The organism is Curtobacterium sp. PhB128 (genome assembly GCF_004340725.1).
Taxonomy (GTDB): Bacteria; Actinomycetota; Actinomycetes; order Actinomycetales; family Microbacteriaceae; genus Curtobacterium.
In genome coordinates this window covers 341689-368091 of the sequence record NZ_SLUR01000003.1, presented here as the reverse complement: position 1 = coordinate 368091, position 26403 = coordinate 341689, and the positions used below count along the sequence as shown (strand labels likewise).

Genomic DNA, 26403 nt, shown 5'->3' with positions numbered 1-26403 from the left:
AGCCGTGCGGGTCCTGGTCGTCGATGACGAAGCAGCCCTCGCCGACCTCGTCGCGAAGGGCCTGTCGCGGCAGGACATGGCCGTCGACGTCACCTACCGCGGCGACCACGCCGACGAACTGCTGGCGGTGAACGACTACGACGTCGTGGTGCTCGACCGTGACGTCCCGGGGGTGCACGGCGACGAGGTCGCACGTCGGCTGGCATCGCGCGGCAGCCTGACCCGCATCCTCATGCTCACCGCGGCGGCGACCCTGACCGACCGCGTCAACGGGCTCGAACTCGGCGCGGACGACTACCTCGCGAAGCCCTTCGAGTACCCGGAACTGGTCGCCCGGGTGCGCGCGCTCGGTCGGCGCAGCGTGGCCCCGGTCGCGCCCGTGCTCGAACGCGTCGGGATCGTCCTCGACACGAACCGTCGGATGGTCACCCGTGACGGCCGACCGCTCGACCTGACCTCGAAGGAACTCGGGGTGCTCGAGGCGCTCCTGCGAGCCGACGGTCGCATCGTCTCCGCCGAGGAACTGCTCGAGAAGGTCTGGGACATGAACATCGACCCGTTCACCGCTGCCGTACGGGTGACGATGTCGAAGCTCCGCAAGAAGCTCGGCCGCCCCGATCCGATCCGGACGGTCCCGGGCGAGGGCTACGCGCTGTGAGACGGCTCCGGCGGACCTGGAGCATCCGGGCCCGCACGGCGCTGACGTTCGCGCTCGCGGCGATGGCGCTCGCCACCGGGGTGGTGGTGTTCTCGAACGTGATGTCCCTGGCCGGGGTCGGTGCGGGTCTCGACACGACGGCGATCCGCGGTGCCTCCCAGGCGGAGACGTTCGTGACCGCCTCGCCGGTGCCGATCGGCGAGCGCTCGGCAGCGAACGACGCACCACCCTCCACCACGGTCGCGGTGGTCCGGCTCGTCGCCGTGCAGCAGTGGCAGTGGTCCGCGATCGGCATCGCCGGGGCGGGCCTCGTCGCCGGTGGCGTCGGGTGGCTGGTGAGCAGGCGCATGCTCCGACCGATCGACCGGATCACCGCGACGGCGAACCGGATCACGGCGTCGAACCTGCACGAACGCATCGCACTCGAGGGCCCGGACGACGAACTCCGACGGTTGTCCGGCACCGTCGACGACCTGCTCGACCGGCTGCAGACCGCGTTCGAGAGCCAGCGACGGTTCGTCGCGCAGGCGTCGCACGAACTCCGGACCCCGCTCGCGGTCCAGCGTGCCGCGATGCAGATCGGGTTGCACGACGGTGCCGGCGCCGATGACGTCCGAGTGGTGCGCGAGGAACTGCTCGCGCAGAACCGGCGCACCGAGCACCTCGTCGAGTCCTTGCTCGTGCTCGCGGAGGCCGATCGAGGGCTCGCAGGCGTCGGGACGTCGATCGACCTCGTGGCCATCGCCGACGAGGTCGTCGCGGGAGCCGCCGGGAGTGCGCACGAGGCGGGCGTGACCATCACCCACGAGGGCCGAGCCGCGCCTCCTGGCAGACCCACCATCACGGGTGAGCCGATGCTCGTCCGGCAGTTGCTCGTCAACCTCGTCGGCAACGCCGTCGAGTACAACGAAGCCGGCGGCTTCGTCCGCGTCACCACGCGCGGTGACGGCCTCGTCGTGGAGAACTCCGGGCCGGTCGTGCCGGACGAGGTCGCGCCACTGCTCGTCGAACCGTTCCGACGCTGCTCCGAGGTCGCATCCGGCGGTCGGCACAGCGGCCTCGGCCTGTCGATCGTCGCGTCCATCGTGCACGCGCACGGGTGGCGACTCGTCGTCACCGCGCGCCGTGAGGGCGGCCTGCGCATCGACGTTTCGTCGGTGTGACCCCACGCGTACCGGAGACGAAACACCGGGTCCGCTGTGCTGGTCCCATGAAGCCATCCACGAAACACTCCACCACCACCATCGTCGCCGTCGCCGCAGCCGTCGTGCTCCTGCCCGGCCTCCTCGCCGGCTGTTCCGGAGCGCCGTCGACCGACTCGACCGACACGGCCTCGGGCGGCGGCAAGGGGGCCGGGGCCTCGCTCGCGTCCTGCATGCGTGACCACGGGTACGACATGCCGGATCCGTCGTCGGGTGGGAACACCCTGTCCCTGTCGGCTCCCGACGGCATCGACGACGAACAGTGGAAGGCGGACCTGCAGGAGTGCATGGGCGACGCCGGAGCCGGTGAGGGGTTCCAGGCGGCGAAGCCCGCCGGGACGCCGGAACAGCGGAAGCAGATCGCGGAGTGCATCCGTGAGAACGGGTTCGCCGACTTCCCCGATGGTGACGATGCGATGTCCACGTACCGGCCCGACGACCAGGACGCGTTCCAGGACGCGTCGTCGACGTGCTTCGACGAGGTCCTGGGCAAGGGCGGCAGCTCCGGTTCGAACACGACGGTGCAGCCGTGACCACCGTCCTGACCAGTCGTCGAGCGCTCGTCACGAGCGCGTGCCTCGTCGCGGTGCTCGCCGCAGGCGCTGGCACGTGGTCGTTCATCGACCTGCAGGCTGCGCCGTCCTCGGCAGCCGCCGAGTCCGGGAAGCAGCAGCACCCGACCGCCGCGGTCACGAAGGGCGACCTGACGGACTCGAAGGTGTTCGCCGGGACCCTCGGGTACGGCACGGCCACCGGGGTCCCCGGCGCCGCCTCGGGCACGCTGACCTGGCTCCCCGCGCCCGGGCAGGTCATCAGGAGCGACGAGTTCCTGTACGCGGTCGACGAGCGCGGGGTGCGGGCGATGCACGGCACGGTGCCGATGTGGCGCTCGCTCGAACGCGGGCTGACGGGCACCGATGTGCAGCAGCTCAACGACAACCTCGCCGCGCTCGGGTACGACGTCGCGCAGGACGACTCCTTCGGCCCGCGGACGCAGCGCGCCGTGCGGCAGTGGCAGGAGGACCGGGGGCAGGAGGTCACCGGCGTGCTGACCTCGGCGGACATCGCGTTCGTCGACGGGGACGTGCGTGTCGCGACCGTCGACGGGAAGCTCGGCCAGCCGGCGGAGGGAGGGAGCGGTGACGTGCTCTCCGTCACGAGCACGAAGCGCATCGTCGTCGCCACCGTCTCACAGCGCGACGCAGAACGGCTCGCGGTCGGCACGGAGGTGCGGGTCCGGATCAACGGCGCCGGGGCACCGATGACGGGCGAGGTCGCCGACGTCCAACCGAGCTCGGGAGACGACGCCGGGTCCAAGGTCGACGTGTCCGTCGCGTTCGACCCCGGCTCGCGACGGCTGCCCGCTGCGGCGTCCGCGCAGATCGACGCCGCGGGAGCCACCGAGAAGGACGTCCTCTCCGTGCCGGTCGCGGCACTCGTGACGACGGGGAACGGCGCGTACGCGGTGGACGTGGTGCGGCGCGACGGCACGACGAAGCGGGTTCCCGTGACCCCCGGGTTCATCGCCGACGGCCGGATCGCGATCACCGGGAAGGTCGCGGAACGCGACCGCGTGGTGGTACCGGGATGAGCGGCACGGGGCCGGTCCTCGCCCTGCGCGAGGTCACGAAGACCTACGGCGACGTCGGCGCGCTCCGCGGGGTGACGCTCGACGTCGCCGCCGGGGAGCTCGTCGCGGTCGTCGGTCCGTCCGGGTCCGGCAAGTCCACGATGCTCAACATCGTCGGGACCCTCGACCGTCCCACGCAGGGCTTCGTGTCGATCGCCGGGAACGACGTCGCGACCATGTCCGACAACGCCTTGTCCGCGCTGCGAGCCGAGCACGTCGGCTTCGTGTTCCAGCAGTTCCACCTGCAGGCCGGTGCCACCGCGGCGGAGAACGTCGCCGACGGGCTCCTGTACTCGGCGACCGGGCGACGTGAACGGCGCCGACGCGCCCACGAGGCCCTGGAACGAGTCGGCCTCGGGCACCGCACCGACCACCGCCCGACCCAGCTCTCCGGGGGTGAGAAGCAGCGCGTGGCCATCGCCCGCGCGATCGTCGGGAACCCCACGATCCTGCTCGCGGACGAGCCGACCGGCGCGCTTGACTCCGCCTCCGGTGCGGCGATCGTGACGCTCCTGCGTGCGTTGAACGCCACCGGCACCACGGTCCTCGTCATCACGCACGACCTGGACCTCGCAGCCTCGTTGCCGCGGCAGGTCCGGATGCGTGACGGTCTGCTGGAGCACGACTCGGCGGTCGGGCCGGCTGGGGACATCGCCGCTTCCATCGGGGGTGGCTGGTGACCGGCGTGCGAGCACGGTTGGGTGCCGCTGACCTGCTCCGGCTCGGGGTGTTCGGGCTGCGCACCAGACCCGGCCGTGTCGTCCTGTCGGCGCTCGGCATCGCGATCGGCATCGCCGCGATGATCGCCGTCGTCGGGATCTCGTCGTCGAGCAAGGCGAAGCTCGACCAGGTGCTCGACGCCCTCGGCACGAACGTGCTCACCGCCACGCAGGCCCAGGGGTTCGGCGACGTGCCGCCGTTGCCGTCCACCGCACTCGAGTCGGCACTCCGCCAGGACGACGTGCAGTCGGCTGCCGCGGTCGGCACCGTGGTCGACGCGGCCGTCTACCGCAACGAGTTCATCCCGCCGCCGGAGACGAAGGGCATCGGCGTGATGGCGGCTTGGGGCGACGTGCCGCGCGTGCTCGGCGGCGAGCTCGGGTCCGGGCGCTGGATCGATGACTCGGTCGTGGCTCCGCCGCAGGTGGTGCTCGGTGCGGCCGCCGCAGCGGCACTCGGCATCGACCGGGTCCGTGCCGACAGCCGCGTCTGGATCGGCGGGCAGTGGGTGCAGGTGGTCGGGATACTGGAGCCGATCGCGCTCGCCGACGACCTGGGCAGCCAGGTGTTCGTCCCCCGCGGCCTCGCCCGGCAGCTCGGGTTCGACGGGGCGCCGACCGCCGTCTACACCCGCGTCGACCCGTCGCGAGTCGCACCAGCACGGGACATCCTGGCGAATGCGATCAGTCCGGGGTCCCCGCAGGACGTCGGCGTGACCCGGCCGTCCGACGCGCTCGCCGCGAAGGACGCCACCGACGACTCGTTCACCGGGTTGCTGGTCGGCATCGGCGGTGTGGCCCTGCTCGTCGGCGGCATCGGCGTCGCGAACACGATGGTGATCACCGTGCTGGAACGTCGTGCCGAGGTCGGGGTGCGGCGAGCCCTCGGAGCGCGGCGGCGGAACATCCGCGACCAGTTCCTCGTCGAGTCGCTGCTGCTGTCGTTCCTGGGCGGGGTGGCCGGTGTGGTGATCGGGGTCGGGGTGACGGTCGCCTTCGCCCTGGCGCAGGGGTGGCCGGTGGCGATCCCGCTGTGGGCCGTCGGCGGCGGGCTCGGCGCGACCGTCGTGATCGGCGGTGTGTCCGGGTGGTACCCGGCCGCGCGCGCAGCGCGCATCCCACCGACGTCCGCCCTGGCGGCCGTCTGAGGCCGTGGTGGTGATCCGGGAGGCCCGGTGCCGGTCTGCGGGACCGGTACCGGGCCTCCCGGTCGTTCCGTCCACCCCGTCGACGCGTGGCGCAGATCATGCCTGGTCATGACCAGTCGCGTCAAGCGTTGGCGACGATCTGTTCGCCATCCGTGATCCCCCGGAAACACGCGGATCGAACCCGCTCACAGGGACCGATCCAACGGTTGACAAGGGCTCTCGGAAGGTCTTCTATTGCGAATACGCAACGACCTTTCATAAAGGCCGGACCAAGGGAGTCAACGTGACACGCACGCGTTTCGCCGCACTCGGTGCGCTCGGCCTGGCGGCCGCGCTCGCCCTCACCGGGTGCTCCGCCGGAAGCAACGGAGCTTCCGACGGCGGCACGAAGGCCATCGGCACACCCGATGGCAAGGGCAAGACCATCACCGTCTGGATGATGAACGGCGACCTGAGCGACAAGGTCCTCGACGCAGCTCAGAAGCAGTTCACGAAGGACACCGGGGCGAAGGTGAAGATCCAGACCCAGCAGTGGGACGGGATCACCACGAAGCTCACCACGGCGCTCGCCCAGGACGACGCCCCGGACGTGGTCGACCTCGGCAACACCCAGGTGCCGGTCTACGCAGCGGCCGGCGGTCTCATGGACCTGACGCCGTACCGCGACGAGCTCAAGGACGGCCAGACCTGGCTCACCGGGCTCGAGGGGCCGGCCACGGTGGACGACAAGCTCTACGGTGCTCCGCTGTTCGCCGGCAACCGTGCCGTCGTCTACAACAAGAAGGTCTGGAAGGACGCCGGCGTCACCGACGTGCCGACCACCTACGACGAGCTCACCGCCGACCTGGACAAGGTCAAGGCCGCCAACACGGCGAGCGACTTCTCCGCCTTCTACATGCCCGGCCAGTACTGGTACGGCGGGCTGCAGTGGGTCTGGGATGCCGGCGGCGAGATCGCCTCCGACAAGGACGGCAAGTGGACCGGGAAGCTCGACTCGGCCGATGCGGTCAAGGGTCTGACGGCGTGGAAGACGTTCCAGAACGACTACTCCGCGAAGTCGACGCAGGACATCAACACCGACAAGCCCTCGCAGAGCGACGTCTTCGCGCAGGGCAACACCTCGGCGTTCCTCGGCTCGGCGTGGGAGATCGGTTCGATCACCACGGCGAAGCCGGCGCTCGCCGACCAGATCGGCACGTTCCCGATGCCCTCGCAGACCGACGGCAAGACGCAGCCGGTGTTCCTCGGTGGCTCCGACCTCGGGATCCCGGCGAAGGCCGCCAACCAGGACCTCGCGCTGTACTACCTGAAGATCCTGACCTCGAAGGAGTTCCAGCAGGACCAGGTGTTCGGTGTGGACGGCTGGGAGCCGAACTCGACCGAGCTGCTCGACGCCGTGGCCGACGACGTCGACACCCTGCACAAGCCGTACTTCGCGGCAGCGGGCACGAGCCGTCCGACCCCGGCGACGCCGGGCTGGGCGACCATCGAGGGCGACGCGTCGTTCCAGTCGATGTTCGCGGACATCGCCACCGGGCGGAAGTCGCCGGAGCAGGCCGCCGAGGGCTTCTCGAAGCACCTCACGACCGCGCTGAACGCGCAGCAGTAGTCGATGACCTCCACTGCAGAGCAGGCGACCGGTTCGGAGCAGTCCGAGCCGGTCGCCGGCGGCGGGGGGACCGGGGGCGCGGGCACCGTGGGCACCGGGGGCCGCGTCGGTGCCGGGTCGGGGCGGCCGGTTCGTCCCGGCCGCGGGGCGCGTCGTCGGTCGGTGGTGGCGTCGCGCGCACCGCTCGTCCTGCTGGCGCCCGCGGCGATCCTGCTGCTCGCGCTCGTCGTCTACCCGCTCGTCCGGCTCGTCGTCATCTCGTTCCAGGATTACGGACTCCGGGCGATCTTCACCGGGGAAGCCGGGTTTGCGGGGGTCTCGAACTACACGAACGTCCTGACCGACGCGTCGTTCTGGCCGGTCATCCTGCGCACCGTCCTGGTCACCGGGGCGATGGTGCTCGGCACGATCGTCATCGGGATGGGCGTCGCGCAGCTGCTCACCCGGTTGGGCGTCGTGATGCGCACCGTGGTCAGCGTCGTGCTCGTGCTGGCCTGGGCGATGCCGAACGTCGCCTCGAGCCTGGTGTGGCAGTGGCTGTTCCAGCCCTTCTACGGGGTGCTCAACTGGCTCATCACGCAGCTGCGGGTGTTCGGCGACCACACGCAGGACAACTGGGCGTCGCACCCCGGGCAGGCGTACACGATCGTGCTCACGCTCGTGATCTGGCAGGCCGTGCCGTTCGTCGCCCTGACGCTGTACGCCGCACAGTCGCAGATCGCGCCGGAGTACTACGAGGCCGGGGCGCTCGACGGTGCCTCGACGTGGACGATGTACCGCGCGATCACGCTGCCGGCACTCGCCCCGACGCTGCTGCTCGTGTCGATCCTGTCGGTGATCTGGGACTTCAACGTCTTCAACCAGATCTGGTTGCTCACGAGGGGTGGTCCGGAAGAGGCCACCCTGACGCTCGGCATCTGGACGTTCGTGAAGTCGTTCGTCTCCAACGCGTACGGCCAGGGTGCCGCGATCGCCGTCATCTCGACCGTGATCCTCGGCGCGCTCACCAGCTACTACATCCGCCGGCTCGTCCGCAGCGGGGAGGAGGACCTGTGACCGTCTCGAATGCTGCGCCGGTGCGGGCGCGGAAGCGCAAGCCGCGCGTGTTGGCGAACACCATCGCGGTGGTGTTCTGCCTGGTGTGGGTGTTCCCGATCTACTGGATGGTGAACACCGCCTTCAAGCCGGCGGACGAGGTCACCACCATGACCCCGATCTGGGCACCGCTGCACCCCACGCTCGACAACTTCACGCGCGCGCTCACCCAAGAGGGCTTCCTCGTCTACCTGCGGAACTCGACCATCGTCGTGGTGGCCGCCGTGCTGCTGTCGATCGTGGTCGGGTTCCTGGCGTCGGCGGCGCTGTCGCGGTTCCGGTTCCGCGGGCGGCGGGCGATCCTGGTCGGCATCCTGTTCGTGCAGATGATCCCGTCGGGCGCGCTGCTCATCCCGCTGTTCCTGTCGTTCCAGACCCTCGGTCTGCTCAACAGCTACGTCGGGCTGATCCTGGCGTACGTCGCGAGCGTGCTGCCGTTCTCGATCTGGGTGATGCGCGGGTTCTTCGTGGCCGTGCCCGTCGAGATCGAGGAGGCTGCGAAGGTCGACGGGGCCGGCACCTTCCGGATCCTGTGGAGCGTGCTGTTCCCGCTCGTGATGCCCGGGGTCATCGCCACGAGCGTGTTCGCGTTCATCGCGGCGTGGAACGACTACCTGATCGCGTACGTGATGCTCAAGGACCAGGGGATGTACACGCTGCCGGTCTGGCTCGCGGGCTTCTCGACGAACAAGGGCACGGACTTCGGTGGGCTGATGGCGGCGAGCGTGCTGTTCTCGATCCCCGTGGTCGTCTTCTTCCTCATCGTGCAGCGTCGCCTGGTCAGCGGCATGACCGCGGGAGCCGTCAAGGGCTGACGTGCTCGACCGAACACCCCGTCGCACACGCGGCGGGGTGTTCGTGCGTGTGGGGCGTTCGTGCGTGTGGGGTGTTCGTGCGTGTGCCGTCCGTCGAGGTTCCACGACATGCCGCGTGCTGGACGCCGAGGTTCCACGGACGGGCTGTGGGCGCCGCGAGATGCCGAGATTTCGGAACCTCGGGGGAGGGGGCGGGGACGGAGCGGGGGAGCGGGACGAGTGCGGGTGGTTGTGTTTGTGTGGGTTTGTGGCTTATGGTTCCTGAAACCCACGGGAACGAAGGAGTTCGGGCATGTACGCAACCGAGCGGCACGACGCGATCGCAGCAGCGCTGCAGGACGCCGGCCGGGTCTCCGTCGCCGATCTGGCCGAGCACTTCGACGTCACCACCGAGACCGTGCGCCGTGACCTCGACACCCTCGAGTCCGCCGGGGTCCTGCGCCGCGTGCACGGGGGAGCGGTGCCCATCGGCCGCTCGAGCGTCGTCGAACTCTCCGTCGCCGAGCGCGAAGGGCAGCACGGTTCCGCGAAGTCCGAGATCGCCCGAGCCGCGATGCGCCTGGTGCCCTCGACCTTCACCGGCTCGATCGCGATCGACGCCGGCACCACCTGCGCCGCCGTTGCCGCCGAACTCGCACGCTGGGAGCCCGCCACCGCCGGCGCGACCCTCACCGTCATCACGAACTCCGTCCCGATCGCCGCGACCCTGCAGCACAGCGAGCACGTCGAGCTGCACCTGCTCGGTGGCCGGGTGCGCGGGGTCACGAGCGCCGCCGTCGGGACCGCCACCGTCGAGCAGATCAGCGCCCTGCGGCCCGACATCGCGTTCGTCGGCACGAACGGCCTGTCCGCCGGCTTCGGGCTGAGCACCCCGGACGAGTACGAGGCCGCGGTCAAGGGCGCCTACGTCCTCGCCGCCCGCCGAGCCGTCGTGCTCGCCGACGCCGCGAAGCACGGGGTCGAGGCCCTGATGCGCTTCGCCCGGCTCGACGAGATCGACACCGTGGTCACCGACCAGGAGCCGCCGGCCGACCTCGCCGGCGCCCTGACCGACGCCGACGTCGAGGTCGTCGTCGCATGAGCCGCCGCATCGTCACCGTCACGCCGAACCCGAGCCTCGACCGCACCATCGAGCTCTCCGGCGAACTGCAGCGCGGCGCCGTCCAGCGTGCCATCCGCTCCACCGCGGAGCCCGGCGGCAAGGGCGTCAACGTGTCCCGCGTCGTGGTCGCGAGCGGTGGGGACACCATCGCCGTGCTGCCCGGCGACGAGCTCGACCCCGTGCTGCTCGGCCTCGCCACGCGCGGCATCCCGACCGCCGCCCTGCCGATCGGTGCGCCGCTCCGCTCGAACGTCACCGTGACCGAGCCGACCGGCACCACCACGAAGCTCAACGAGCCCGGTCCCTCGCTCGCCGGTCGGCTGGCCGACCTGGCCGACCTGGTCGCCGACACGGCCGCGGCGACCGCCACCGGACCCGCCGCCCGCTGGGTGGTCTTCGCCGGCTCGCTCCCGCCCGGACTCCCCGACGACGCGCTCGCCGTGCTCGTCCGCGCCGTCCGCGCACGCCACGGTGAGGACGTCCGGATCGCGGTCGACTCGTCCGGCGTCCCGTTCACCGCACTGCTGCAGTCCGGCGAGCGGATCGACCTGGTCAAGCCGAACGCCGAAGAGCTCGCCGAGGTCGTCGGCGGCGACCCCAACACCTACGAGCAGGACCTCGACGCCGCCGTGGCCGCTGCCGAGCGGTTGCGCGACCGGAACGTCGGCTCGGTCCTGCTGACCCTCGGCAGCGCCGGCGCCGTGCTGGTGTCGGACGAGGGTGCCTTCGCCGCCGCAGCACCGCGGATCGTCGCCCGCTCCACCGTCGGCGCGGGGGACTCCTCGCTCGCGGGCTACCTGCTCGCCGAGGTGGCCGGAGCGTCCCCCGAGCAGCGCCTCGCCCAGGCCGTCGCGACCGGAGCCGCCGCCGCAGCCCTGCCCGGCAGCGACGTGCCGGCCCTCGACCACACCGACCCGACGGCGATCTCGGTCCGGGTGCTCACGACGCACCCGGCGCCCGAGCCCGCCTGACCCCCGCCCCAGCTCGAACACCCCCACTCCCCGAACACCTGCACGACCCGCGCGATCAGCGCCATTGCGAAGGAGCAAGCACATGTCCGCAGACTCGAGTCCGCGCCTCATCAGCGCCCAGCTCGTCGGCCTCGACGAGGACCTCGGTGCCACCTCGGCCGACGTCATCCGCGTCCTCGCCGACCGCGTCGCCGCGACCGGCCGCGCCGCCGACGGCCGGGTCCTGGCCGAGGACGCCATCAAGCGCGAGGCCAGCGTCGGCACCGGGGTTCCCGGCGGCATCGCGATCCCGCACGCCCGTTCGGCATCGGTGTCCGAGCCGACCCTGGCGTTCGCGCGTCTCGCCCGGAAGGTGTCGTTCGGCGCCCCGGACGGCGACGCCGACATCGTGTTCATGATCGCCGTGCCCGAAGGGGCCGACAAGGACCACCTGACGGTCCTCTCGACCCTGGCCCGTGCGCTCATCCGCGACGACTTCACCGCCGCCCTGCGCGCCGCAGCCACCCCGGACGAGATCGTCCAGCTCGTCGACCGCGAGGTGAGCGGCGAGGTGTCCGAAGCCGGCGTCGGGAAGGCGAGCAGCGCCTCCAGTCCGACCGCCGCACCCGCGCCGGGCCGCAAGGTCTTCGTCGGCGTCACCGCCTGCCCGACCGGCATCGCGCACACCTACATGGCGGCCGACGCCCTCGTCGCCGCGGCGCAGCGCGCCGGTGCCGAGATGCACGTCGAGACCCAGGGGTCCTCGCAGGTCGAGCCCCTCGACCCCGCCCTCATCGCCCGTGCCGACGCCGTCGTGTTCGCGGTCGACGTCGACGTCCGCGACCGCGGTCGCTTCGCCGGCAAGCCGCTCGTTTCCGGACCCGTCAAGCGCGGCGTCGACGAGCCCGACAAGATGATCGCCGAGGCCATTCGTGCCTCGGACGACCCGAACGCCGCACGCGTCCAGGGCGGTGCAGCCGTCGACGGTGCGTCCACCGCCAAGAACGAACACTTCGGCCAGGCGCTCAAGCGCTGGCTGCTCACCGGCGTCAGCTACATGATCCCGTTCGTCGCGGGCGGCGGGCTGCTCATCGCGCTCGGCTTCCTGCTCGCCGGCTACGGCATCGCGCTCACCCACGGTGACGACGGCGTGAACAACGCGGTCTTCGCGCTCCAGCACTACAACCTGGTCGACCTGCCTCCGGAGGGGCTCCGCTACTACCTCGGTGCCGCCGCGTTCCAGATCGGCTCCGTGTCGCTCGGCTTCCTCGTCGCAGCGCTCGCCGGGTACATCGCCTACGCCATGGCCGACCGACCCGGCATCGCGCCCGGCTTCGTCGCCGGTTCCATCGCCGTCTTCATGAACGCCGGGTTCCTCGGTGGCCTGATCGGTGGCCTCATCGCCGGTGCCGCGGCGTACTGGATCGGTCGCATCCCGACCTGGCGCTGGCTGCGTGGCCTGATGCCCGTCGTGATCATCCCGCTGTTCGCCTCGATCATCGCCTCCGGCCTCATGCTGCTCGTGCTCGGTGGACCGATCGCCTGGCTCATGACCCAGCTGACCGAGTTCCTCAACTCGCTGTCCGGCGCCTCGGCGATCCTGCTCGGCATCATCCTCGGCCTGATGATGGCCTTCGACCTCGGCGGCCCAGTCAACAAGGTCGCCTACGCGTTCGCCGTCGCCGGGCTCGGCGCCGGGACCGCCACCAACGTCGTGCCGTTCGAGATCATGGCTGCCGTGATGGCTGCCGGCATGGTGCCGCCGCTCGCCCTGGCACTCGCGTCGACCGTCTTGTACCGCAAGGGCTTCACGAAGCCCGAGCGCGAGAACGGCAAGGCTGCCTGGCTGCTCGGGGCGTCCTTCATCTCCGAGGGAGCGATCCCGTTCGCCGCGGCCGACCCGCTGCGCGTCATCCCGGCGTCGATGGTCGGTGCCGCGGTCACGGGTGCGATCTCGATGGCTGCCGGTGTGACCTCGCGGGCGCCGCACGGTGGGATCTTCGTGTTCTTCGCCATCGGGGACGTCGCGATGTTCATCGTCGCGATCCTGGCCGGCACGATCGTGTCCGCGCTGGTGCTCGTCGGGCTGAAGAAGTTCGTGCGTCGGGCCCCGGCGGCGGACGCCGCCGTGTCCGAGACGGCAGACGACCGCGTGGCCGTCGCCGTGTAGTCGACGTCACCGCGTGACGGACGGGAGGCCCGGAGCCAGCTGGCACCGGGCCTCCCGTCCGCCTGCGGTCGCGACGCACCGCCGGCCGCGCGTCGGGCGGTCACGTTCCGTCGCTGGCGTGGCGCCCAAAAGACGAGACATGACCGCGCGCCGGCACTGAACGGGGTGTCGTGGCCACGCGAGGAGCAGCCCGCCCCCTACTCGGCGATGTTCGCCGTGACCGCGTCGATGTAGGCGGCGCGGTCCTCGCGCGAGTGCGGCCGCCCGGGGACGCCCGGACGCTGCTCCCACGGGAACGGCCCGGCCTCGTGCCGGTACTCGATCCCCATCGCCTCGAGCCGCGCGGTGTGCTCGGCCAACCGCCCGCGGAACTCGGCGACGTCGCGCGGTCCGGTGACGTCCGCCGACCAGAGCGCCTCGGCCAACGCCGCCACCCGCGGGAACAGCTGGTAGTCGAGCTTCCGGGCGGTGTCGACGTGCTCCGTCCACATGTTGCCCTGGCCGCCGATGACGTGGGCGCGCTCGGACTCGGTCAGGCCGGACGGCACCGGGTCGAACCCGAAGACGTCGTCGACCGTCAGCACGATGGACACCGGGATCGGTTCGGTCGCCAGGTCGCTCTGGCGGTAGTCGAGGTAGGCCTGGTCGTCGGGCGACGAGATGACGTCGTGCCCGCGCTTCGCCGCCGTCCGCGCACCGGTCAGACCGCGCCACGACACGATGGTCGCCGAGGGGTCGAGGGTGCCGCCCTCGAGGATCTCGTCCCAGCCGAACGCCTGCCGCCCGTGCGAGGCGACGTGTGCCGCGAGCTGCCCGATGATCCAGGCCTGCAGCTGCTCTTCGTCCTCGAGCCCGAGTGAACGCATGCGCTCCTGCGTGCGGGGGTCCTCGACCCACTGCACCTTCGGGCACTCGTCGCCGCCGATGCCGATGTAGCGCGAGGGGAAGAGCGCGATGACCTCGTCGAGGACGTCCTTGAAGAAGTCGACGGTGCTGTCGTCGGCGTTCAGGACGTCGTCGGCGATGCCCCACTCGGTCCAGACCTCCACCGGCGTCTCGGGGTGCACGCCGAGCGACGGGTAGGCGGCCAGCGCGGCACGGACGTGTCCGGGGGTCTCGATCTCGGGGACGACGGTGACGAACCGGTCTGCCGCGTAGGCGACGATCTCGCGGATGTCGTCCTGCGTGTAGTAGCCGCCGTGCGGGCGGCCGTCGAACGATGCCGGGCGCAGCACGCCGTCGGCGTCGGGGACGTGTGCGCCCACCTGGGACTCGCGGCGCCACGACCCGACCTCGGTCAGGCGCGGGTACTTCCGGATCTCGATGCGCCAGCCCTGGTCCTCCGTCAGGTGGAAGTGCAGCCGGTTGATCCGGTGCGCCGCGAGCTGGTCGACGACGCGCATGACCTCGTGCTTGGTGCGGAAGTGCCGCGCGACGTCGAGCATGACGCCGCGCCAGGCGAAGGCGGGGGCGTCCTCGACGATGGTGGACGGGACGGACCACGGCCCGGTGCCGACGCGGCCGCTCCGGTACACGTCGGCGGGCAGCAGTTGGAGGAGCGCCTGGACGCCGTAGAACACGCCGGCGGCCGAGCCGCCCGCGACGTCGACACCGTCGGGTGTGACGGTCAGGCGGAAGGACTCGGCGCGCTCGCCCTCGGGCGACGGCGGACCGGCGGGCAGGGAGGGGTCGTCGGTGACGCGTAGCGAGATGACGCCCGTCCGCACCGACCCGTCGGCGGAGGCCGCCCCGTCGACGGCCACGTCCTCCGCTGCGTCGCGGACCGGCTGGCCGGTCGACGCCCGGAGCGTCTGCTGCAGGTACAGTCGGACCGATCCGCTCGCTGCGTCCGCTGCGATGCGGGTCGACGGGGTGATCTCGAAGGCGCCGGTGCCGGGGACGGCGCGGCGCGGTCGTGGGATGAGCATGTCGGAGTCCACCATTCCTCAATGATCTTTCGTAATGTGGAGGCTATGGCCGTGGACGAGACCGTGTCAACGATCCCGAGTGTCGTGGGGACGACGCCGGGTGTGCTCCGACTCATGAACTCCCGGGCCATCCTCGACGAGCTCCTGCGCGACGACGCGTCGCGCACCGTGACCGAGCTCAGCCGCACCGTCGGGCTCTCCCGCCCCACGGTCGAGGCGGCGCTCGCAGACCTGGTCGACGAGGGCTGGGTGACCGAGGCCGAGGCGATCGCCACCCCGAACAAGGCCGGCCGCCGGGCCAAGCGCTTCGCCGCGGACGCCACCGCCGGTTCCGTGCTCGGCGTCGACCTCGGACTGCACGGCATCGTCGGCATCCGCGCCGACCTGCGCGGGAACACCCTCACCCGGGTCGAGGAGCGCTACGCCGACCTCGCCGACGCGGAGCAGGCCTGGACGAGCGTGCAGGACGTGGTCCGCCGCCTGACGGCCGACTCGGAGGCGTCACCGGTCCTCGCCGCCACGTTCGGCGTCCCCGCAGTCGTCGACCGCGCCGGCGAGATCGACTACACGGTCGCGGTGCCGGAGTGGGTCGAGCGCCGCGTGCCCGGCCGGATCCAGGACCTCTTCCCCGGCATCGCGACGTTCTTCGACAACGACGCCAAGCTCGCCGCCACCGCCGAGGCGATGTGGGGGCGCTTCCGAGGCGTCCAGGACGGCCTGTACCTGGTGATGGGTCGGCAGATCGGTGCGGCCTACGTCATCGACGGGGCGTTGGCGCGCGGCGCGCGCGGTGCGGCTGGCGAGATGGGCGGCCTGGCCTCGACCGGGTGGCCCGGTGCGCCCGCCCGCCTGGAGGCCCGGATCACGTCCGACACGGACCTCGAGTCGGTCTTCGCCGCAGCCGGGCGCGGGGGCGCAGCGCCGGGTCGCGTCGGCGAGGACGGTCCGGACCCGGCGGCGGTCGACGTCGTCCGCGCCTTCGCGGACGACGTGGCACCGGGCGTCGTGCAGCTCGTCACGACGATCGACCCCGAGATCGTGGTCGTCGGGGGCGAGGTCCTGCCGGCGGCGTCGGTGTTCGCCGAGGCGCTCGCCGCGGTGGTCACGCCCCAGCTCCGGCACCCCGTCGAGATCGTGCCGTCGACGGTCGGTCGTGACGCCGTCGCCCGCGGTGCCCTCGCGCGATCGCTGACGCACGTGCGGACCTCGCACATGGGACTCGGCTGACGTTCAGGTACCGCGCCGGGTCCTGACAGGGCGCTCAGGGATGCTGGGGGCATGACGACTGCCGTGACCGCCCGTGCCATGACCGTCGCCACCGGCGACTCCACCGCTCCCTCGGACCTCGGCGGACTCTCCGGCCTCGTGCTCCAGATCATCGACGCCCTGGGGGAGTGGGGCGTCGCGCTCATGCTCTTCATCGAGACGGTGTTCCCGCCGATCCCGTCCGAGCTCATCCTGCCGCTGGCGGGGTTCCTGGCGGGCGCCGGGCAGATGAACCTCGTCCTCGTCCTCGTGCTGGCGACGCTCGGGTCCTACCTCGGTGCGCTGGTGCTCTACTGGCTCGGCGCGAAGATCGGGTTCGAGCGCACCACACGGTGGTTCGGCAAGCTCCCCCTGGTCGACGAGGACGACTTCCGCAAGGCCGCCGCGTGGTTCCACCGGCACGGCAAGAGCGCCGTGTTCTTCGGCCGGTTCGTCCCCATCGTGCGCAGCCTCATCTCGCTGCCCGCCGGTGCTGACCGCATGCACCTCGGCACGTTCTCGGTGTTCACGATCATCGCGAGCGGCATCTGGAACAGCGCCCTCGTGCTGCTCGGTGCCGCGTTCGGCTCGCAGTACGACCGCGTCGAGCAGTACACCGAGTGGATCGACCGGGTGCTCTACGTCGTGATCGCGGTCGTCGTGGTGACGTTCGTGGTCCGGCGGGTCCGACGGTGGCGGGCAGACCGTCGCGCGGACGGAGGCGGCAACGGCGACGGTGCCGCGAGCGGGGGCGCACGTGGTCGTCGTCGCGCCGAACCCGCCCGTGACTGATCCGCTCGTCGTCAGGCCCTGGTCAGCGCCGACTCCTTGTGCGCGGCCTGCTTGCCGCTCTTCTCCGACTCGACGATCCAGTACGGATCGTCGTCGGTCGGCTTGAACGTCTGACCGTCCAACTCGAAGTCGCTCGTGCGCTTCCGCACGAGTTTCCCGGTCGTCCGTCCCTGCGAGGTGTTCCAGTGCACCTCGTCACCCTTCGTCAGTGCCATCGCTGTCCTCCTTGCGTGATCGCTCACCCTGGTCGGAGGTCGAACGGTACCCTGATGCATCCGCATGAACACAGGGAAGTACGCCGATCACGATGTCATAACACCCGCCCAAAAGCGGGGTCGGACGCGTACCGTTTCTCGTGAGCCAACACGCCGGCAGCAGCCGCGGAACCTGCGGCTCCCGACGGAACGACGGACACCATGACCCTGCTCGACGGCTTGCGGACGGAGACGGTCCTGTCGGGCCGGTACCGACTGGTGAAGCTCATCGGCACGGGTGGCATGGGGACCGTCTACGAAGCCCGCGACGAGCACACCTACCGCGCCGTCGCCGTGAAGCTCTTCGCGACGCCGGACAAGATGACGACGGCCGACCGCGTCCGGCAGGAGCGCGAGATCCGGCTCCTCAGCATGCTGTCGCACCCCGGGCTCATCCCGCTCTACGACGCCGGCACGCACGACTTCCCCGACGGCCCGCACCGGTTCATCGTGATGGAGCTCATCGCCGACACGACGCTGCTCCGCCGACTGTCCGAGGGGGCCCTGCACAACTACGAGGTGGCCGACCTCGGCGCCCAGCTCGCCGACGCCCTGGCCTACGTGCACTCGCGCGGCATCGTGCACCGGGACGTCAAGCCCGCCAACATCCTGATCAGCGACGAGGGCTCGTCCGGCTTCGCCCGGACCGTGAAGCTCACCGACTTCGGCGTCGCGCACTTCGTCGACGGCTCGCGCCTGACGAACGACGGCACGATCATCGGCACGGCGGCGTACCTGAGCCCCGAGCAGGTCGCGGGTGAGCCGATCAGCTTCGCCACCGACGTGTACTCGCTCGGACTGGTGCTGCTCGAGTCCCTGACCGGCAAGCAGGAGTACTCCGGCACCCTGATCGAGGCAGCACTGGCCCGCCTGCGGCACGACCCCGAGATCCCCGACGACGTCGCCTCGGAGTGGCGTGAACTGCTCAGCCGGATGACCGCCCGCGACCCGGAGCGTCGTCCGACCGCGGTGGCGATCGCGAACGCCCTGCGGGGCGGCTCCACGCAGGTCACCGGACCCGTGCCGCTCGGACCCGAGCGGGTCAAGCACCAGCGCGACCACCGGATGCACCGGGCGGCCCACCGGCACGCGAAGCGCGGGACCTTCTCGGCCGTCCGCCGCTGGCGTCGGCGGAACGTGCTCGTCGGCTCGTTCGCGGCGTTCGGCGTGCTGGTCGCGTGCGGCTCCGCCTACGTCGCGGGCATGCTGCACTGACGTCGCGAGCTCGTCCCGTTCGTCCGTGGTCCCTGGCAGGATGGACAGCATGACCGACCAGCGCTGGATCAAGATCTGCGGCCTGTCGACGCCCGACACCGTGGACGCCGCCGTCGACGCGGGCGCCGACGCGGTCGGGTTCGTCTTCGCCGCGAACAGCCCCCGCACCGTGACGGCCGACCTGGCGAAGGAACTCGTCGAGCGGCTGCCGGACGGCATCGACGCCGTGGGGGTCTTCCGCGACCAGAAGATCGACGAGATCGTCGGCATCGCGTCCGAGGTCGGGCTCACCACCCTGCAGCTGCACGGTGGCGAAGCCGCGACCGACTTCGCCCGGGCCCGCGACGCCGGCTTCTTCACCATCCGGGCCCTCGCGGCCGAGGACTACCTGCGTGAGACCGCCGAGCAGCGCGCCTCGTACGACCACGACCTGCTGTTGCTCGACGCCGCCGTGCCGGGCAGCGGTCGGCTGATCGACCCCGCCGTGATCGAGGGCGGGATCGACGAGGCCTGGATCCTGGCGGGCGGCCTGACCCCCGCCAACGTCGTCGCCGCGGTCGAGGCGCTCGACCCCGACGGTGTCGACGTGTCGAGCGGCGTGGAGTCCGAGCGCGGCGTGAAGGACCCGGCCAAGATCCGTGCCTTCGTCGAGGCCGTCCGCAGCCTGGGCTGACGCGGGGTCAGCGCAGGGTCGGGATGAGCTCGGTCAGGAAGGCGTCGGTGTCCTCCCAGCCCTCGACCGCGTGGCACGGCACACCGAGGGCCTTCACGGGGTAGTCGTTGCCCTCGGGGTCGAGCCGGTCACCGACGAAGAGCATGTCGTCGAGCGCGATGCCGGTGATCTCGGCGAGGCGCTGCATGCCGTACGCCTTGTCGATGCCCTTGCGGGTGATGTCGACGCTGGTCGAACCGCCGGACCGGACCTCGAGGTCGGGGAGCTCGGCCTGCACGCGGCGACGCAGGTCGTCCTTCTTCGCGCCGGTCGGGTCCCACTGCTTCTTGACGTCGACCGGAGCGGCCTGCCCGAGGGCCGAGAACGTGATCTGCGACCCGCGGTCCTCGAGGATGTCGCCCCAGGTCTCGGACTCCCAGTAGCCGGCGTCCTTCGCGACGGACTCGACCGCTGCGAGAGCGCGTGCCTTCTGGTCGTCGGTGAGGTCCTCGGCGTACTGCAGGGCCCAGTCGTCGTCGGACCAGCGGTAGTACCGCGTGCCGCACGTCGGCAGCAGGTGCAGGTCGTCGAGGGCCAGGCCGTCGCGGTGGCGGAGCGGGGTGACGAGCTGCTGCTCGAACTGCGTGAAGTTGCCGCCGGAGATGACCGCGACCGGCACGACCTCGAGCAGGGACGCGAAGGTCTCGAGCATGCGGGGGTCGAGGGAGGACTTCGACGGGGCGAGGGTGTCGTCCAGGTCGAAGGCGACGAGGCGGGGCGTGGTCATGCCCCGATCCTGCCAGAGGCCACCGATCACGTGCCGGGTGCGGTGTTCACCGCACGCGACTGCTGCGCGATGTCTGCGGGGTCACGCGGGTCAGGCGCGGTGCGTCGCGGGGACCCGGTCGCGGTCGTACGTGATGTCCGTGTAGCCGTGCGGCGCCGGGTTGCCGTCGTCGTCGAGGTTCACGAACACGACCTCGTCGATGGTGAGGATGCTGCGGTGCGTGAAGAGGTTGCGCGCCTCGGCCCGCATCGTGAGCGAGCTGCGGCCGAAGCGGGTGGCGACGAGGCCGATCTCGACGATGTCGCCCTCCTTCGCCGAGGACACGAACTCGATCTCCGACATGTACTTCGTGACGACCTTGCCGTTGCCGAGCTGGATGATCGCGTAGACCGCGGCCTCCTCGTCGATCCAGCGGAGCAGGCTGCCGCCGAACAGGGTGCCGTTGGCGTTGAGGTCCTCGGGGCGGACCCACTTGCGGGTGTAGAAGTTCATCTCGGGCTGCATGTCACGACATACTACGCGGCGGCGGCGGCAGCGGCAGCGGAGACGACAACGGCCGCGCCCCACAGGGACGCGGCCGGACGTTGGTGCCGAGGACTACTCCTTGACGAGCACGACCTCGTCGAGGGGCAGGCGGGTGCGCGGTGCGACCTCGCGCTCGGCCGCCTTCTCGTCGAGCTGCGACGGGTGCGCCACGGTGCCGATGGCCGTCACGGTGAAGGGCAGGAAGCGCTCCGGCAGGTCGAACGCGGCGCGCAGGCCCGCGGCGTCGATGCCCGCCATCTGGTGCACGTGCAGGCCCTCGGCGTGCGCCTGGACGGTGAGCGCGGCGAGCGACTGGCCGAGGTCGTACTGCGCGAAGGGACGCTCGTCGCCGTCCTCGGTCACGGTCTCGAGCACGCCGACGACGAGGGCGCTGGCACGGAAGGCCCAGGCGGCGTTGAAGCCGAGCAGGTTCTCGTTGATCTTGCGGAACGTCTCGGTGCCACGACGGCCCGCGATGAAGCGGCGGGGCTGGAAGTTCATGGCCGATGCGGCCCAGCGGGCAGCCTCGAGGACGGCGTCGAACTGCTCGTCCGAGATCGTCGCGGTCTCGTCGTAGGAACGGGGGCTCCAGCGCTCTTCGAGCAGGGGTACGAGGGGCTGGCTGGAGTCGGTGGACCGGGTGAGGGTGTCGGCGTTCGTCGAGGTCATGGTGCCTGCAACGGTATTCGATGCGAACGCATTTCCGACCTGAGCGACGTCACATGGTGCAAGGATGGACGCGATGGGTGGCGTGTTGACCGGCTTCGCGATCATCGGCGCGATCATCGCCGGTGGGTACGTCGTCGGGCGCATCGGACTGCTCGGCCCGCACGCACAGTTCGTGATGAGCCGCCTCGCGTTCTTCGTGCTCATGCCCTGCCTGCTCTTCCACACCATCGCCTCGGCCGACATCGAGTCGCTGCTGTCCCCGATGCTCTGGGTCTCGCTGCTGAGCGCGGCCGTGGTCGCACTCGGAGCGGCGGCCGTCTTCCGGTTCGTGCTGCGGCGTCCGGTCACCACCACGACGGTCGGGGCCTTGGCCGCGAGCTACGTCAACGCGAACAACATCGGCCTGCCGGTCGCCGTGTACGTGCTCGGGCAGGCGACCGCGGTCGTGCCGGTGATCCTGCTGCAGCTCATCGTCATCGCGCCGGTCGCGTTGACGATCCTCGACGCCGCGACCTCGGGCGCCGGCGGCTGGGGACGCCGGATCTCCGGACCGTTCCGGAACCCGATCATCATCGCCTCGCTGGTCGGCCTGGTGTTCTCGGCGACCGGCATCACGCTGCCCGCTCCCGTGCTCGAGCCGTTCTCGCTGGTCGGCGCGGCAGCCGTGCCCGTCGTCCTGCTGTCGTTCGGGATGAGCCTGCACGGTGCCGCGCCGCTGCGGGACCCGGCGATCCGGACGGACGTGATCGTGGCGTCGTCGATCAAGCTCGTGGTGATGCCGGCGGTCGCGTACGTGTTCGCGCGCTTCGTGTTCGGGCTCGGCGACCAGGACGTCTTCGTGCTCACCACCCTGGCGGCGTTGCCGGCGGCGCAGAACGTGTTCAACTACGCGCAGCGCTACGACGCGGCGGTCCCGGTCGCCCGCGACGTGGTGCTCATCTCGACGATCGGCTCGGTCCCCGTCCTGGTCGCGATCGCCGCGCTGCTGCACCCGTAGCGCGCCGTGAGCGCACCGCGAGGCGGACGGGAGGCCCGTGGCGGGGCCGCCCCGTGCCTCCCGTCCGCCGTGGGGTCGCGTGCACTGCGGATGGTGAGCAGGAATGGTCGGGTCGCGGTCACCGACCCGACCATTGCTGCTCACGAAGCGCATCGGGGGCGCGCGTACGCTGGCGTCCACGGGGCGGACCCGCCTCGGGACCACGACGGACGGAGACCTCCGATGGACACGATGGCGATGATGAAGAACATGTCGATGACGGACATGCCCATGGAGATGGACATGGACGTGATGCAGGACACGATGATGGCGATGAACGCCGCGTCGATGGCCGCCACGATGTGCTCCGCGAGCGACATGCGCATGGGCGGCGAGATGGCCACGTGCGCCGCGATGTGCTCCAACACGGCGATGATGGCCGACACCGGCATGCGGATGATGATGCGTCCGGCCGGCATGGACCTGCCGAGCATGCAGGCGATGCTCATGGCCGTGATGACGATGGGCACGATGTGTGCTGCCGAGTGCCGGAAGCACATGGACATGGACGAGTCGTGCCGCTACTGCGCCATGGCCTGCGACGAGATGGTCGCGAAGTGCGAGGCGATGCTCGCCTCGATGTCCGCCTGAACCAGGCCGACCGTCTGCGCTACGCGCTGCGTGCCGTGGTCTGACGACCGCCGGCGCTGAGGATCTCCGCAACCGGGTGGTGGGCGACCGGATCGCCGACCGACAGGAAACCGTCGGCGTCCGCCACCCGGAGCTGGGTCACGCCGCCGTCCAGGAACACCACGACGGCGTCGGCGGGACGGGTCTCGACGACGATTCCGTCGCGCCAGGCGCCGGGGGCCGCGTTCGCCATGACGCGCTGGATGGGAAGGATCGTCGTGCGGGACATGGCTTCACCTGCTCTCGAAGGGGTTCGGTGCAGGAAATCTACGTCGGCGCCGTCACCTGCTCAACGAGGGCGGACGCCGGGCGTAACAGAACGCGTCACGACCGCGTGACCGCTCAGAAGATCATCGGGCGGTCGTCGTCGAGCGACGTGTCCAGGTCGAGGTCGACCACCACGGGGACGTGGTCGCTCGGGGCGTCGCCCTTCCGCTCGTTGCGGTGGATCGAGGCATCGGTGACGACGTCGGCGAAGGCCTGCGAGCCCATCACGAAGTCGATGCGCATGCCCTCGTTGCGTGGGAACCGCAGCTGTTTGTAGTCCCAGTAGGTGTAGCCGTCGGGGACGATCGGCCGCACGACGTCCTGCAGGAGCCCCGCTGCCTCGAACGCCCGGAAGGCGTCGCGCTCCGGTTCGCTGACGTGGGTGTGCCCCTCGAACACGCGGACGTCCCACACGTCGGTGTCGAGCGGTGCCACGTTCCAGTCGCCCATCAGCGCGAGCGGGGTCTCCGGCGACGCGGCGATCCACTCGGCGGTGCGGTCGGCCAGCTGCGCGAGCCAGTCGAGCTTGTACGTGTAGTGCGGGTCGCCGACCTCGCGCCCGTTCGGCACGTACAGGCTCCACAGGCGCACGCCGTCGACGGTGACGCCGATGGCCCGGGCCTCGACGGGCAGGTCCGGCCCTTCGTGCCCCTTGAGGAAGCCGGGCTGGCCGGGGAAGTCGCGGGTCACGTTCTCCATCGGCAGTCGGCTGGCGAACGCGACACCGTTCCACTGATTCAGGCCGTGCGCCTCGACGTGGTAGCCGGCGTCCTCGAACGCCTGCACCGGGAACTGCTCCGGCTTGCACTTGATCTCCTGCATGCCGAGGACGTCGACGTCCTCGCGCACCAGCCAGTCGACGACCCGCCCCACTCGGGTGCGGACGGAGTTCACGTTCCAGGTCGCCACGCGCATGGCATCGAACCTACCGGGGACGACCGACCCCGCCGTGCAGCGCGCCGCCTGCCGCTCTCGGGCGCAGCGCGGCACGATGGTGTTCGCTGGAAGTCCAGCAAGCGAGCGCAGGAGGCACTGATGGCATCGACGACGAACCGCGTCGACGGGACCGCGACGACCGGCACCACGACCGGCACCACCACCACGCAGGTCACGGCCAAGGGCAAGACGATCATCGACGACACCGTCGTCGCCAAGGTCGCGGGCATCGCCGCGCGTGACGTCCCCGGCGTCTACGCCCTCGGCGGGAACGCCTCACGGGCCTTCGGCGCCATCCGTGACGCGATCGGCTCGAGCGCGCTCGGCCAGGGCGTCCGTGTCGAGGTCGGTGAGACCCAGGTCGCCGTCGACCTGACGATCGTCGTGGACTACCCGATCCCGATGATGGACGTCGCGTCCGCCGTGCGCGCCGCCGTCACGAGCGCCGTCACCGAGCTCGTCGGGCTCGAGGTCACCGAGGTCAACATCGCGATCAACGACGTCAACATCCCCGCACTGAACGGCACCGCCGACGACCTCGACGGCGACGTCCGCGAGGGCCGGGTCCGGTGAACGCCACCGTCGTCGGGATGGGCGTCGGCGCCCTCCTCGCGATCGTCGCGGTGACCCTCGGGTTCTGGGCGTTCGTGGTCGTCGCCGTCTGCATGGCCGTCGGTGGCCTGGTCGCCCGCATCGTCGCCGGTGACGTCGACGTGCGTCGCCTGGTCGACGTGCTGCGCGGACGCCGGAGTTCGTCGTGACCGACGCCGCCGTCGCCACGGTCGGCGACAGCGGCGTCCGGCTCCGCGGCTCCGACCGCATCGGCACGTCGGCGCTGGTGCACACCGCCCAGGCGGTCGCCGCCGAAGCGCTGCGCGTGGCCTTCCGGGAGGTCCGTGCCCGGGTCTCCGACGACGGCCGCGGCGCGCTGGCGGTCGAGATCACCGCCCCGCTCACCCTGCCCGTGCTGGGGAGCCACGCGGTCCCCGACGAACCCGTCGTCACGAGCGCGCACCGGGCCCGCGGCACGATCGCCGAGCGGCTCCGGACCATCACCGGCCGACAGGTGTCCCGGGTGACCGTGACGTTCGCGTCGTCGGTCGTCGACGTCCCGCGGAGGGTCCGGTGACCGCCGTGGACGGCCGGACCGCATCGGTTCCCGAAGCCGGCCCCGCACCGTCCACCGAGCACGCCGCCACGTACCGCCGTCTGCTCCGCCGCGAGACCCACGTGTCCCGGTCGGGTGCCGTCGTCATCGCGATGCTCATCACCCTCGTGCTCGCCGCCGCTGCCGTCTTCGCCGGTGCCCTCGTGCTGCTCGACCAGAACGTCCTCGGCGTCGACCCGCGTGCCGTGGTGGACGCCGCCCTCGCCGCGCCGGACGGCCTCGACACCACGCTCGTCGTCGGGATCGCGGCGATCGTCGCCCTCGTCGGCCTGGTGCTCCTGCTGCAGGGGTTCCTGCCGCAGCGGCGTCCGCGCCACGCGATGGCATCCGACCGGCTCGCCGTCGTGGTCGACGACGAGGTGCTCGCCTCCGCCGCGGCACGTGCCGCCCGTTCCGTCACGCGGCTCGGGCCGGATGCCGCCGTCGGCACCGTGGGCCGCCGGACCGTCGAGGTGGTGCTGCGTCCCGCCGCCGGCGTCGACGTTCCCGCAGTGGCCGCGACCGAGGCCGTCGAGCACGAGTTCGCGGGGATCGACGCGCTGCCCGCCCTCGCTGCACGGGTGCGCGTCCAGCCGACCGGACGGGTGGACGGATGAACGCGACCAACCGTGGGCTCGGCCGGACGGCACTCGTCGTCGTCGGGCTCGTCCTGTTCGTCGCCGGGGTCGGTGCGATCCTGGTGCAGACGGCCCAGGGCCTGCCGCTCGTGGCGTCCTGGTGGCGCACGGCCGGCGACGCACTCGCGGGCCTCGGCACGGACACGTCGCGCGATGACTCCCTGCTGTCGTGGACGTGGGTGCTCGGCGGCGGGGTCGTCGTCGGCATCCTGGCGATCGTGGTGCTGACGACGCTCGGCGGTGGCCGTGCGGGCACCGTCGTCGAGAGCGACGGATCAGCTGACGGCGTCGCCGGTTCGGTGCGCGTCGAGTCCACGGCCGTGCAGCACGCGCTGTCGTCGGCGATCGGGGAGCTGCCGCAGGTGGCCTCGCTCGCGGTCGACGTCTACCGCGTCCGCGGCGGCCGGGCGATCCGGGTGCGGGTCCGTCCGCGCCGGGGTGCCTCACCGCGCGAGGTCACCGAACGGGTCGAGGCCGTCGTGGCCGACCTGGACGCCCTGCTCGGCGAACGACTGCCGGTCCTGCTCGAGATCGCACGCGGTGGGGCCGGGTCCTCGCGCCCGGACCGCGTGCACTAAGGCCGT

At 71.2% G+C, this 26403-nt stretch carries 30 protein-coding genes; 23 read left to right on the top strand and 7 right to left on the bottom strand.

Annotated elements, in window-relative coordinates; translation table 11 throughout:
- Positions 1–4: 4 nt before the first annotated feature.
- The 12 genes from EDF23_RS08000 to EDF23_RS07945 all read left to right on the top strand — a co-directional run bounded on the left by EDF23_RS08000 (position 5) and on the right by EDF23_RS07945 (position 13098).
- A complete protein-coding gene (locus tag EDF23_RS08000; RefSeq protein WP_131881221.1) occupies positions 5–658 on the top strand; it encodes a response regulator transcription factor in 654 nt (217 codons plus the stop codon).
- The gene (locus tag EDF23_RS07995; RefSeq protein WP_131921344.1) at positions 655–1821 is read left to right on the top strand and encodes an ATP-binding protein; all 1167 of its coding nucleotides are present in this window, start codon (positions 655–657) and stop codon (positions 1819–1821) included. Before EDF23_RS08000 ends, EDF23_RS07995 begins: the two co-directional genes overlap by 4 nt.
- Before the next feature lie 47 nt (positions 1822–1868).
- Entirely contained in the window at positions 1869–2393 is a 525-nt protein-coding gene (locus tag EDF23_RS07990; protein ID WP_131921343.1) for a hypothetical protein, read from the top strand.
- Positions 2390–3451, top strand: a complete 1062-nt coding sequence (locus EDF23_RS07985; protein ID WP_131921342.1) for a peptidoglycan-binding protein — start codon at positions 2390–2392, stop codon at positions 3449–3451. Before EDF23_RS07990 ends, EDF23_RS07985 begins: the two co-directional genes overlap by 4 nt.
- Positions 3448–4170 carry an ABC transporter ATP-binding protein gene (locus tag EDF23_RS07980; protein WP_131921341.1) on the top strand — a complete coding sequence of 241 codons (723 nt, stop codon included), beginning with the start codon at positions 3448–3450 and terminating at the stop codon, positions 4168–4170. The genes EDF23_RS07985 and EDF23_RS07980 overlap by 4 nt, the downstream gene beginning before the upstream one ends.
- Positions 4167–5357 (top strand): ABC transporter permease, encoded by a 1191-nt coding sequence (locus tag EDF23_RS07975; protein WP_243648849.1) that lies wholly within the window; start codon positions 4167–4169, stop codon positions 5355–5357. The genes EDF23_RS07980 and EDF23_RS07975 overlap by 4 nt, the downstream gene beginning before the upstream one ends.
- A gap of 283 nt (positions 5358–5640) precedes the next feature.
- A complete protein-coding gene (locus EDF23_RS07970) occupies positions 5641–6966 on the top strand; it encodes a sugar ABC transporter substrate-binding protein (protein ID WP_131921340.1) in 1326 nt (441 codons plus the stop codon).
- A gap of 3 nt (positions 6967–6969) precedes the next feature.
- On the top strand, positions 6970–8022 hold the full coding sequence (locus EDF23_RS07965) for a sugar ABC transporter permease (protein WP_131921339.1): 1053 nt from the start codon (positions 6970–6972) through the stop codon (positions 8020–8022).
- Entirely contained in the window at positions 8019–8876 is an 858-nt protein-coding gene (locus EDF23_RS07960; protein ID WP_243648848.1) for a carbohydrate ABC transporter permease, read from the top strand. The genes EDF23_RS07965 and EDF23_RS07960 overlap by 4 nt, the downstream gene beginning before the upstream one ends.
- A 292-nt stretch (positions 8877–9168) precedes the next feature.
- Entirely contained in the window at positions 9169–9957 is a 789-nt protein-coding gene (locus EDF23_RS07955) for a DeoR/GlpR family DNA-binding transcription regulator (RefSeq protein WP_123340051.1), read from the top strand.
- The gene (locus EDF23_RS07950; RefSeq protein WP_131921338.1) at positions 9954–10949 is read left to right on the top strand and encodes a hexose kinase; all 996 of its coding nucleotides are present in this window, start codon (positions 9954–9956) and stop codon (positions 10947–10949) included. Before EDF23_RS07955 ends, EDF23_RS07950 begins: the two co-directional genes overlap by 4 nt.
- Before the next feature lie 82 nt (positions 10950–11031).
- Positions 11032–13098 (top strand): fructose-specific PTS transporter subunit EIIC, encoded by a 2067-nt coding sequence (locus EDF23_RS07945; RefSeq protein WP_123937437.1) that lies wholly within the window; start codon positions 11032–11034, stop codon positions 13096–13098.
- A 197-nt stretch (positions 13099–13295) separates the two neighbouring features.
- On the opposite strand, the gene EDF23_RS07940 is transcribed toward EDF23_RS07945, so the two are convergent.
- Positions 13296–15041 carry a beta-N-acetylhexosaminidase gene (locus EDF23_RS07940; protein ID WP_131921337.1) on the bottom strand — a complete coding sequence of 582 codons (1746 nt, stop codon included), beginning with the start codon at positions 15039–15041 and terminating at the stop codon, positions 13296–13298.
- A 36-nt stretch (positions 15042–15077) separates the two neighbouring features.
- Here EDF23_RS07940 and EDF23_RS07935 point away from each other — a divergent pair, with 36 nt between their 5' ends.
- On the top strand, positions 15078–16253 hold the full coding sequence (locus EDF23_RS07935) for an ROK family transcriptional regulator (RefSeq protein WP_165901058.1): 1176 nt from the start codon (positions 15078–15080) through the stop codon (positions 16251–16253).
- Between the two features lie 51 nt (positions 16254–16304).
- On the top strand, positions 16305–17063 hold the full coding sequence (locus EDF23_RS07930) for a DedA family protein (RefSeq protein WP_165901057.1): 759 nt from the start codon (positions 16305–16307) through the stop codon (positions 17061–17063).
- A gap of 11 nt (positions 17064–17074) precedes the next feature.
- Here EDF23_RS07930 and EDF23_RS07925 read toward each other — a convergent pair whose 3' ends face one another.
- Entirely contained in the window at positions 17075–17278 is a 204-nt protein-coding gene (locus tag EDF23_RS07925; protein ID WP_131921335.1) for a DUF2945 domain-containing protein, read from the bottom strand.
- 201 nt (positions 17279–17479) lie between these two features.
- Here EDF23_RS07925 and EDF23_RS07920 point away from each other — a divergent pair, with 201 nt between their 5' ends.
- Together EDF23_RS07920 and EDF23_RS07915 are read left to right on the top strand one after the other, a co-directional pair.
- Entirely contained in the window at positions 17480–18532 is a 1053-nt protein-coding gene (locus tag EDF23_RS07920) for a serine/threonine-protein kinase (RefSeq protein ID WP_123293556.1), read from the top strand.
- A gap of 49 nt (positions 18533–18581) precedes the next feature.
- Entirely contained in the window at positions 18582–19205 is a 624-nt protein-coding gene (locus EDF23_RS07915; protein WP_123293557.1) for a phosphoribosylanthranilate isomerase, read from the top strand.
- Positions 19206–19212: 7 nt separating this feature from the next.
- Here the strand turns inward: EDF23_RS07915 and EDF23_RS07910 are convergent, their stop codons facing one another.
- The 3 genes from EDF23_RS07910 to EDF23_RS07900 form a co-directional block, all read right to left on the bottom strand.
- The gene (locus tag EDF23_RS07910) at positions 19213–19971 is read right to left on the bottom strand and encodes an HAD-IIB family hydrolase (protein ID WP_131921334.1); all 759 of its coding nucleotides are present in this window, start codon (positions 19969–19971) and stop codon (positions 19213–19215) included.
- Between the two features lie 90 nt (positions 19972–20061).
- Positions 20062–20475 (bottom strand): hotdog domain-containing protein, encoded by a 414-nt coding sequence (locus EDF23_RS07905; protein ID WP_111086180.1) that lies wholly within the window; start codon positions 20473–20475, stop codon positions 20062–20064.
- 93 nt (positions 20476–20568) lie between these two features.
- Positions 20569–21165: a nitroreductase family protein gene (locus EDF23_RS07900; protein WP_111086179.1), complete on the bottom strand. Its 597-nt coding sequence runs from the start codon at positions 21163–21165 to the stop codon at positions 20569–20571.
- A 73-nt stretch (positions 21166–21238) separates the two neighbouring features.
- Here EDF23_RS07900 and EDF23_RS07895 point away from each other — a divergent pair, with 73 nt between their 5' ends.
- On the top strand, positions 21239–22162 hold the full coding sequence (locus tag EDF23_RS07895; RefSeq protein ID WP_131921333.1) for an AEC family transporter: 924 nt from the start codon (positions 21239–21241) through the stop codon (positions 22160–22162).
- A gap of 222 nt (positions 22163–22384) precedes the next feature.
- Positions 22385–22792, top strand: coding sequence for an aldehyde dehydrogenase (locus EDF23_RS07890; RefSeq protein WP_123293560.1), 408 nt, complete (start codon positions 22385–22387; stop codon positions 22790–22792).
- Positions 22793–22811: 19 nt separating this feature from the next.
- Here EDF23_RS07890 and EDF23_RS07885 read toward each other — a convergent pair whose 3' ends face one another.
- On the bottom strand, positions 22812–23060 hold the full coding sequence (locus EDF23_RS07885; protein WP_131921332.1) for a nuclease: 249 nt from the start codon (positions 23058–23060) through the stop codon (positions 22812–22814).
- A 113-nt stretch (positions 23061–23173) separates the two neighbouring features.
- On the bottom strand, positions 23174–24013 hold the full coding sequence (locus EDF23_RS07880) for an exodeoxyribonuclease III (RefSeq protein ID WP_131921331.1): 840 nt from the start codon (positions 24011–24013) through the stop codon (positions 23174–23176).
- Between the two features lie 120 nt (positions 24014–24133).
- Here EDF23_RS07880 and EDF23_RS07875 point away from each other — a divergent pair, with 120 nt between their 5' ends.
- Genes EDF23_RS07875 through EDF23_RS07855 form a run of 5 tightly spaced genes read left to right on the top strand, consistent with a single transcriptional unit; the run spans position 24134 to position 26397 of the window.
- Entirely contained in the window at positions 24134–24607 is a 474-nt protein-coding gene (locus EDF23_RS07875; protein ID WP_123293563.1) for an Asp23/Gls24 family envelope stress response protein, read from the top strand.
- Complete coding sequence (locus EDF23_RS07870; RefSeq protein ID WP_111086173.1) at positions 24604–24795, top strand: DUF2273 domain-containing protein; 192 nt, start codon at positions 24604–24606, stop codon at positions 24793–24795. The genes EDF23_RS07875 and EDF23_RS07870 overlap by 4 nt, the downstream gene beginning before the upstream one ends.
- Positions 24792–25163 (top strand): hypothetical protein, encoded by a 372-nt coding sequence (locus EDF23_RS07865; RefSeq protein ID WP_111086172.1) that lies wholly within the window; start codon positions 24792–24794, stop codon positions 25161–25163. Before EDF23_RS07870 ends, EDF23_RS07865 begins: the two co-directional genes overlap by 4 nt.
- The gene (locus EDF23_RS07860; protein ID WP_131921330.1) at positions 25160–25798 is read left to right on the top strand and encodes a hypothetical protein; all 639 of its coding nucleotides are present in this window, start codon (positions 25160–25162) and stop codon (positions 25796–25798) included. Before EDF23_RS07865 ends, EDF23_RS07860 begins: the two co-directional genes overlap by 4 nt.
- Positions 25795–26397: a hypothetical protein gene (locus EDF23_RS07855; RefSeq protein WP_131921329.1), complete on the top strand. Its 603-nt coding sequence runs from the start codon at positions 25795–25797 to the stop codon at positions 26395–26397. The genes EDF23_RS07860 and EDF23_RS07855 overlap by 4 nt, the downstream gene beginning before the upstream one ends.
- The last annotated feature ends 6 nt before the right edge of the window (positions 26398–26403 follow it).

Bases quoted from the DNA above. Each gene is read 5' to 3' on its own strand.
- EDF23_RS07990 (WP_131921343.1), top strand. From the start codon at position 1,869: ATGAAGCCATCCACGAAACACTCCACCACCACCATCGTCGCCGTCGCC.
- EDF23_RS07980 (WP_131921341.1), top strand. From the start codon at position 3,448: ATGAGCGGCACGGGGCCGGTCCTCGCCCTGCGCGAGGTCACGAAGACC.
- EDF23_RS07965 (WP_131921339.1), top strand. From the start codon at position 6,970: ATGACCTCCACTGCAGAGCAGGCGACCGGTTCGGAGCAGTCCGAGCCG.
- EDF23_RS07955 (WP_123340051.1), top strand. From the start codon at position 9,169: ATGTACGCAACCGAGCGGCACGACGCGATCGCAGCAGCGCTGCAGGAC.
- EDF23_RS07950 (WP_131921338.1), top strand. From the start codon at position 9,954: ATGAGCCGCCGCATCGTCACCGTCACGCCGAACCCGAGCCTCGACCGC.
- EDF23_RS07945 (WP_123937437.1), top strand. From the start codon at position 11,032: ATGTCCGCAGACTCGAGTCCGCGCCTCATCAGCGCCCAGCTCGTCGGC.
- EDF23_RS07940 (WP_131921337.1), bottom strand. From the start codon at position 15,041: ATGGTGGACTCCGACATGCTCATCCCACGACCGCGCCGCGCCGTCCCC.
- EDF23_RS07930 (WP_165901057.1), top strand. From the start codon at position 16,305: ATGACGACTGCCGTGACCGCCCGTGCCATGACCGTCGCCACCGGCGAC.
- EDF23_RS07925 (WP_131921335.1), bottom strand. From the start codon at position 17,278: ATGGCACTGACGAAGGGTGACGAGGTGCACTGGAACACCTCGCAGGGA.
- EDF23_RS07920 (WP_123293556.1), top strand. From the start codon at position 17,480: ATGACCCTGCTCGACGGCTTGCGGACGGAGACGGTCCTGTCGGGCCGG.
- EDF23_RS07915 (WP_123293557.1), top strand. From the start codon at position 18,582: ATGACCGACCAGCGCTGGATCAAGATCTGCGGCCTGTCGACGCCCGAC.
- EDF23_RS07910 (WP_131921334.1), bottom strand. From the start codon at position 19,971: ATGACCACGCCCCGCCTCGTCGCCTTCGACCTGGACGACACCCTCGCC.
- EDF23_RS07905 (WP_111086180.1), bottom strand. From the start codon at position 20,475: ATGCAGCCCGAGATGAACTTCTACACCCGCAAGTGGGTCCGCCCCGAG.
- EDF23_RS07900 (WP_111086179.1), bottom strand. From the start codon at position 21,165: ATGACCTCGACGAACGCCGACACCCTCACCCGGTCCACCGACTCCAGC.
- EDF23_RS07895 (WP_131921333.1), top strand. From the start codon at position 21,239: ATGGGTGGCGTGTTGACCGGCTTCGCGATCATCGGCGCGATCATCGCC.
- EDF23_RS07890 (WP_123293560.1), top strand. From the start codon at position 22,385: ATGGACACGATGGCGATGATGAAGAACATGTCGATGACGGACATGCCC.
- EDF23_RS07885 (WP_131921332.1), bottom strand. From the start codon at position 23,060: ATGTCCCGCACGACGATCCTTCCCATCCAGCGCGTCATGGCGAACGCG.
- EDF23_RS07880 (WP_131921331.1), bottom strand. From the start codon at position 24,013: ATGCGCGTGGCGACCTGGAACGTGAACTCCGTCCGCACCCGAGTGGGG.
- EDF23_RS07875 (WP_123293563.1), top strand. From the start codon at position 24,134: ATGGCATCGACGACGAACCGCGTCGACGGGACCGCGACGACCGGCACC.
- EDF23_RS07855 (WP_131921329.1), top strand. From the start codon at position 25,795: ATGAACGCGACCAACCGTGGGCTCGGCCGGACGGCACTCGTCGTCGTC.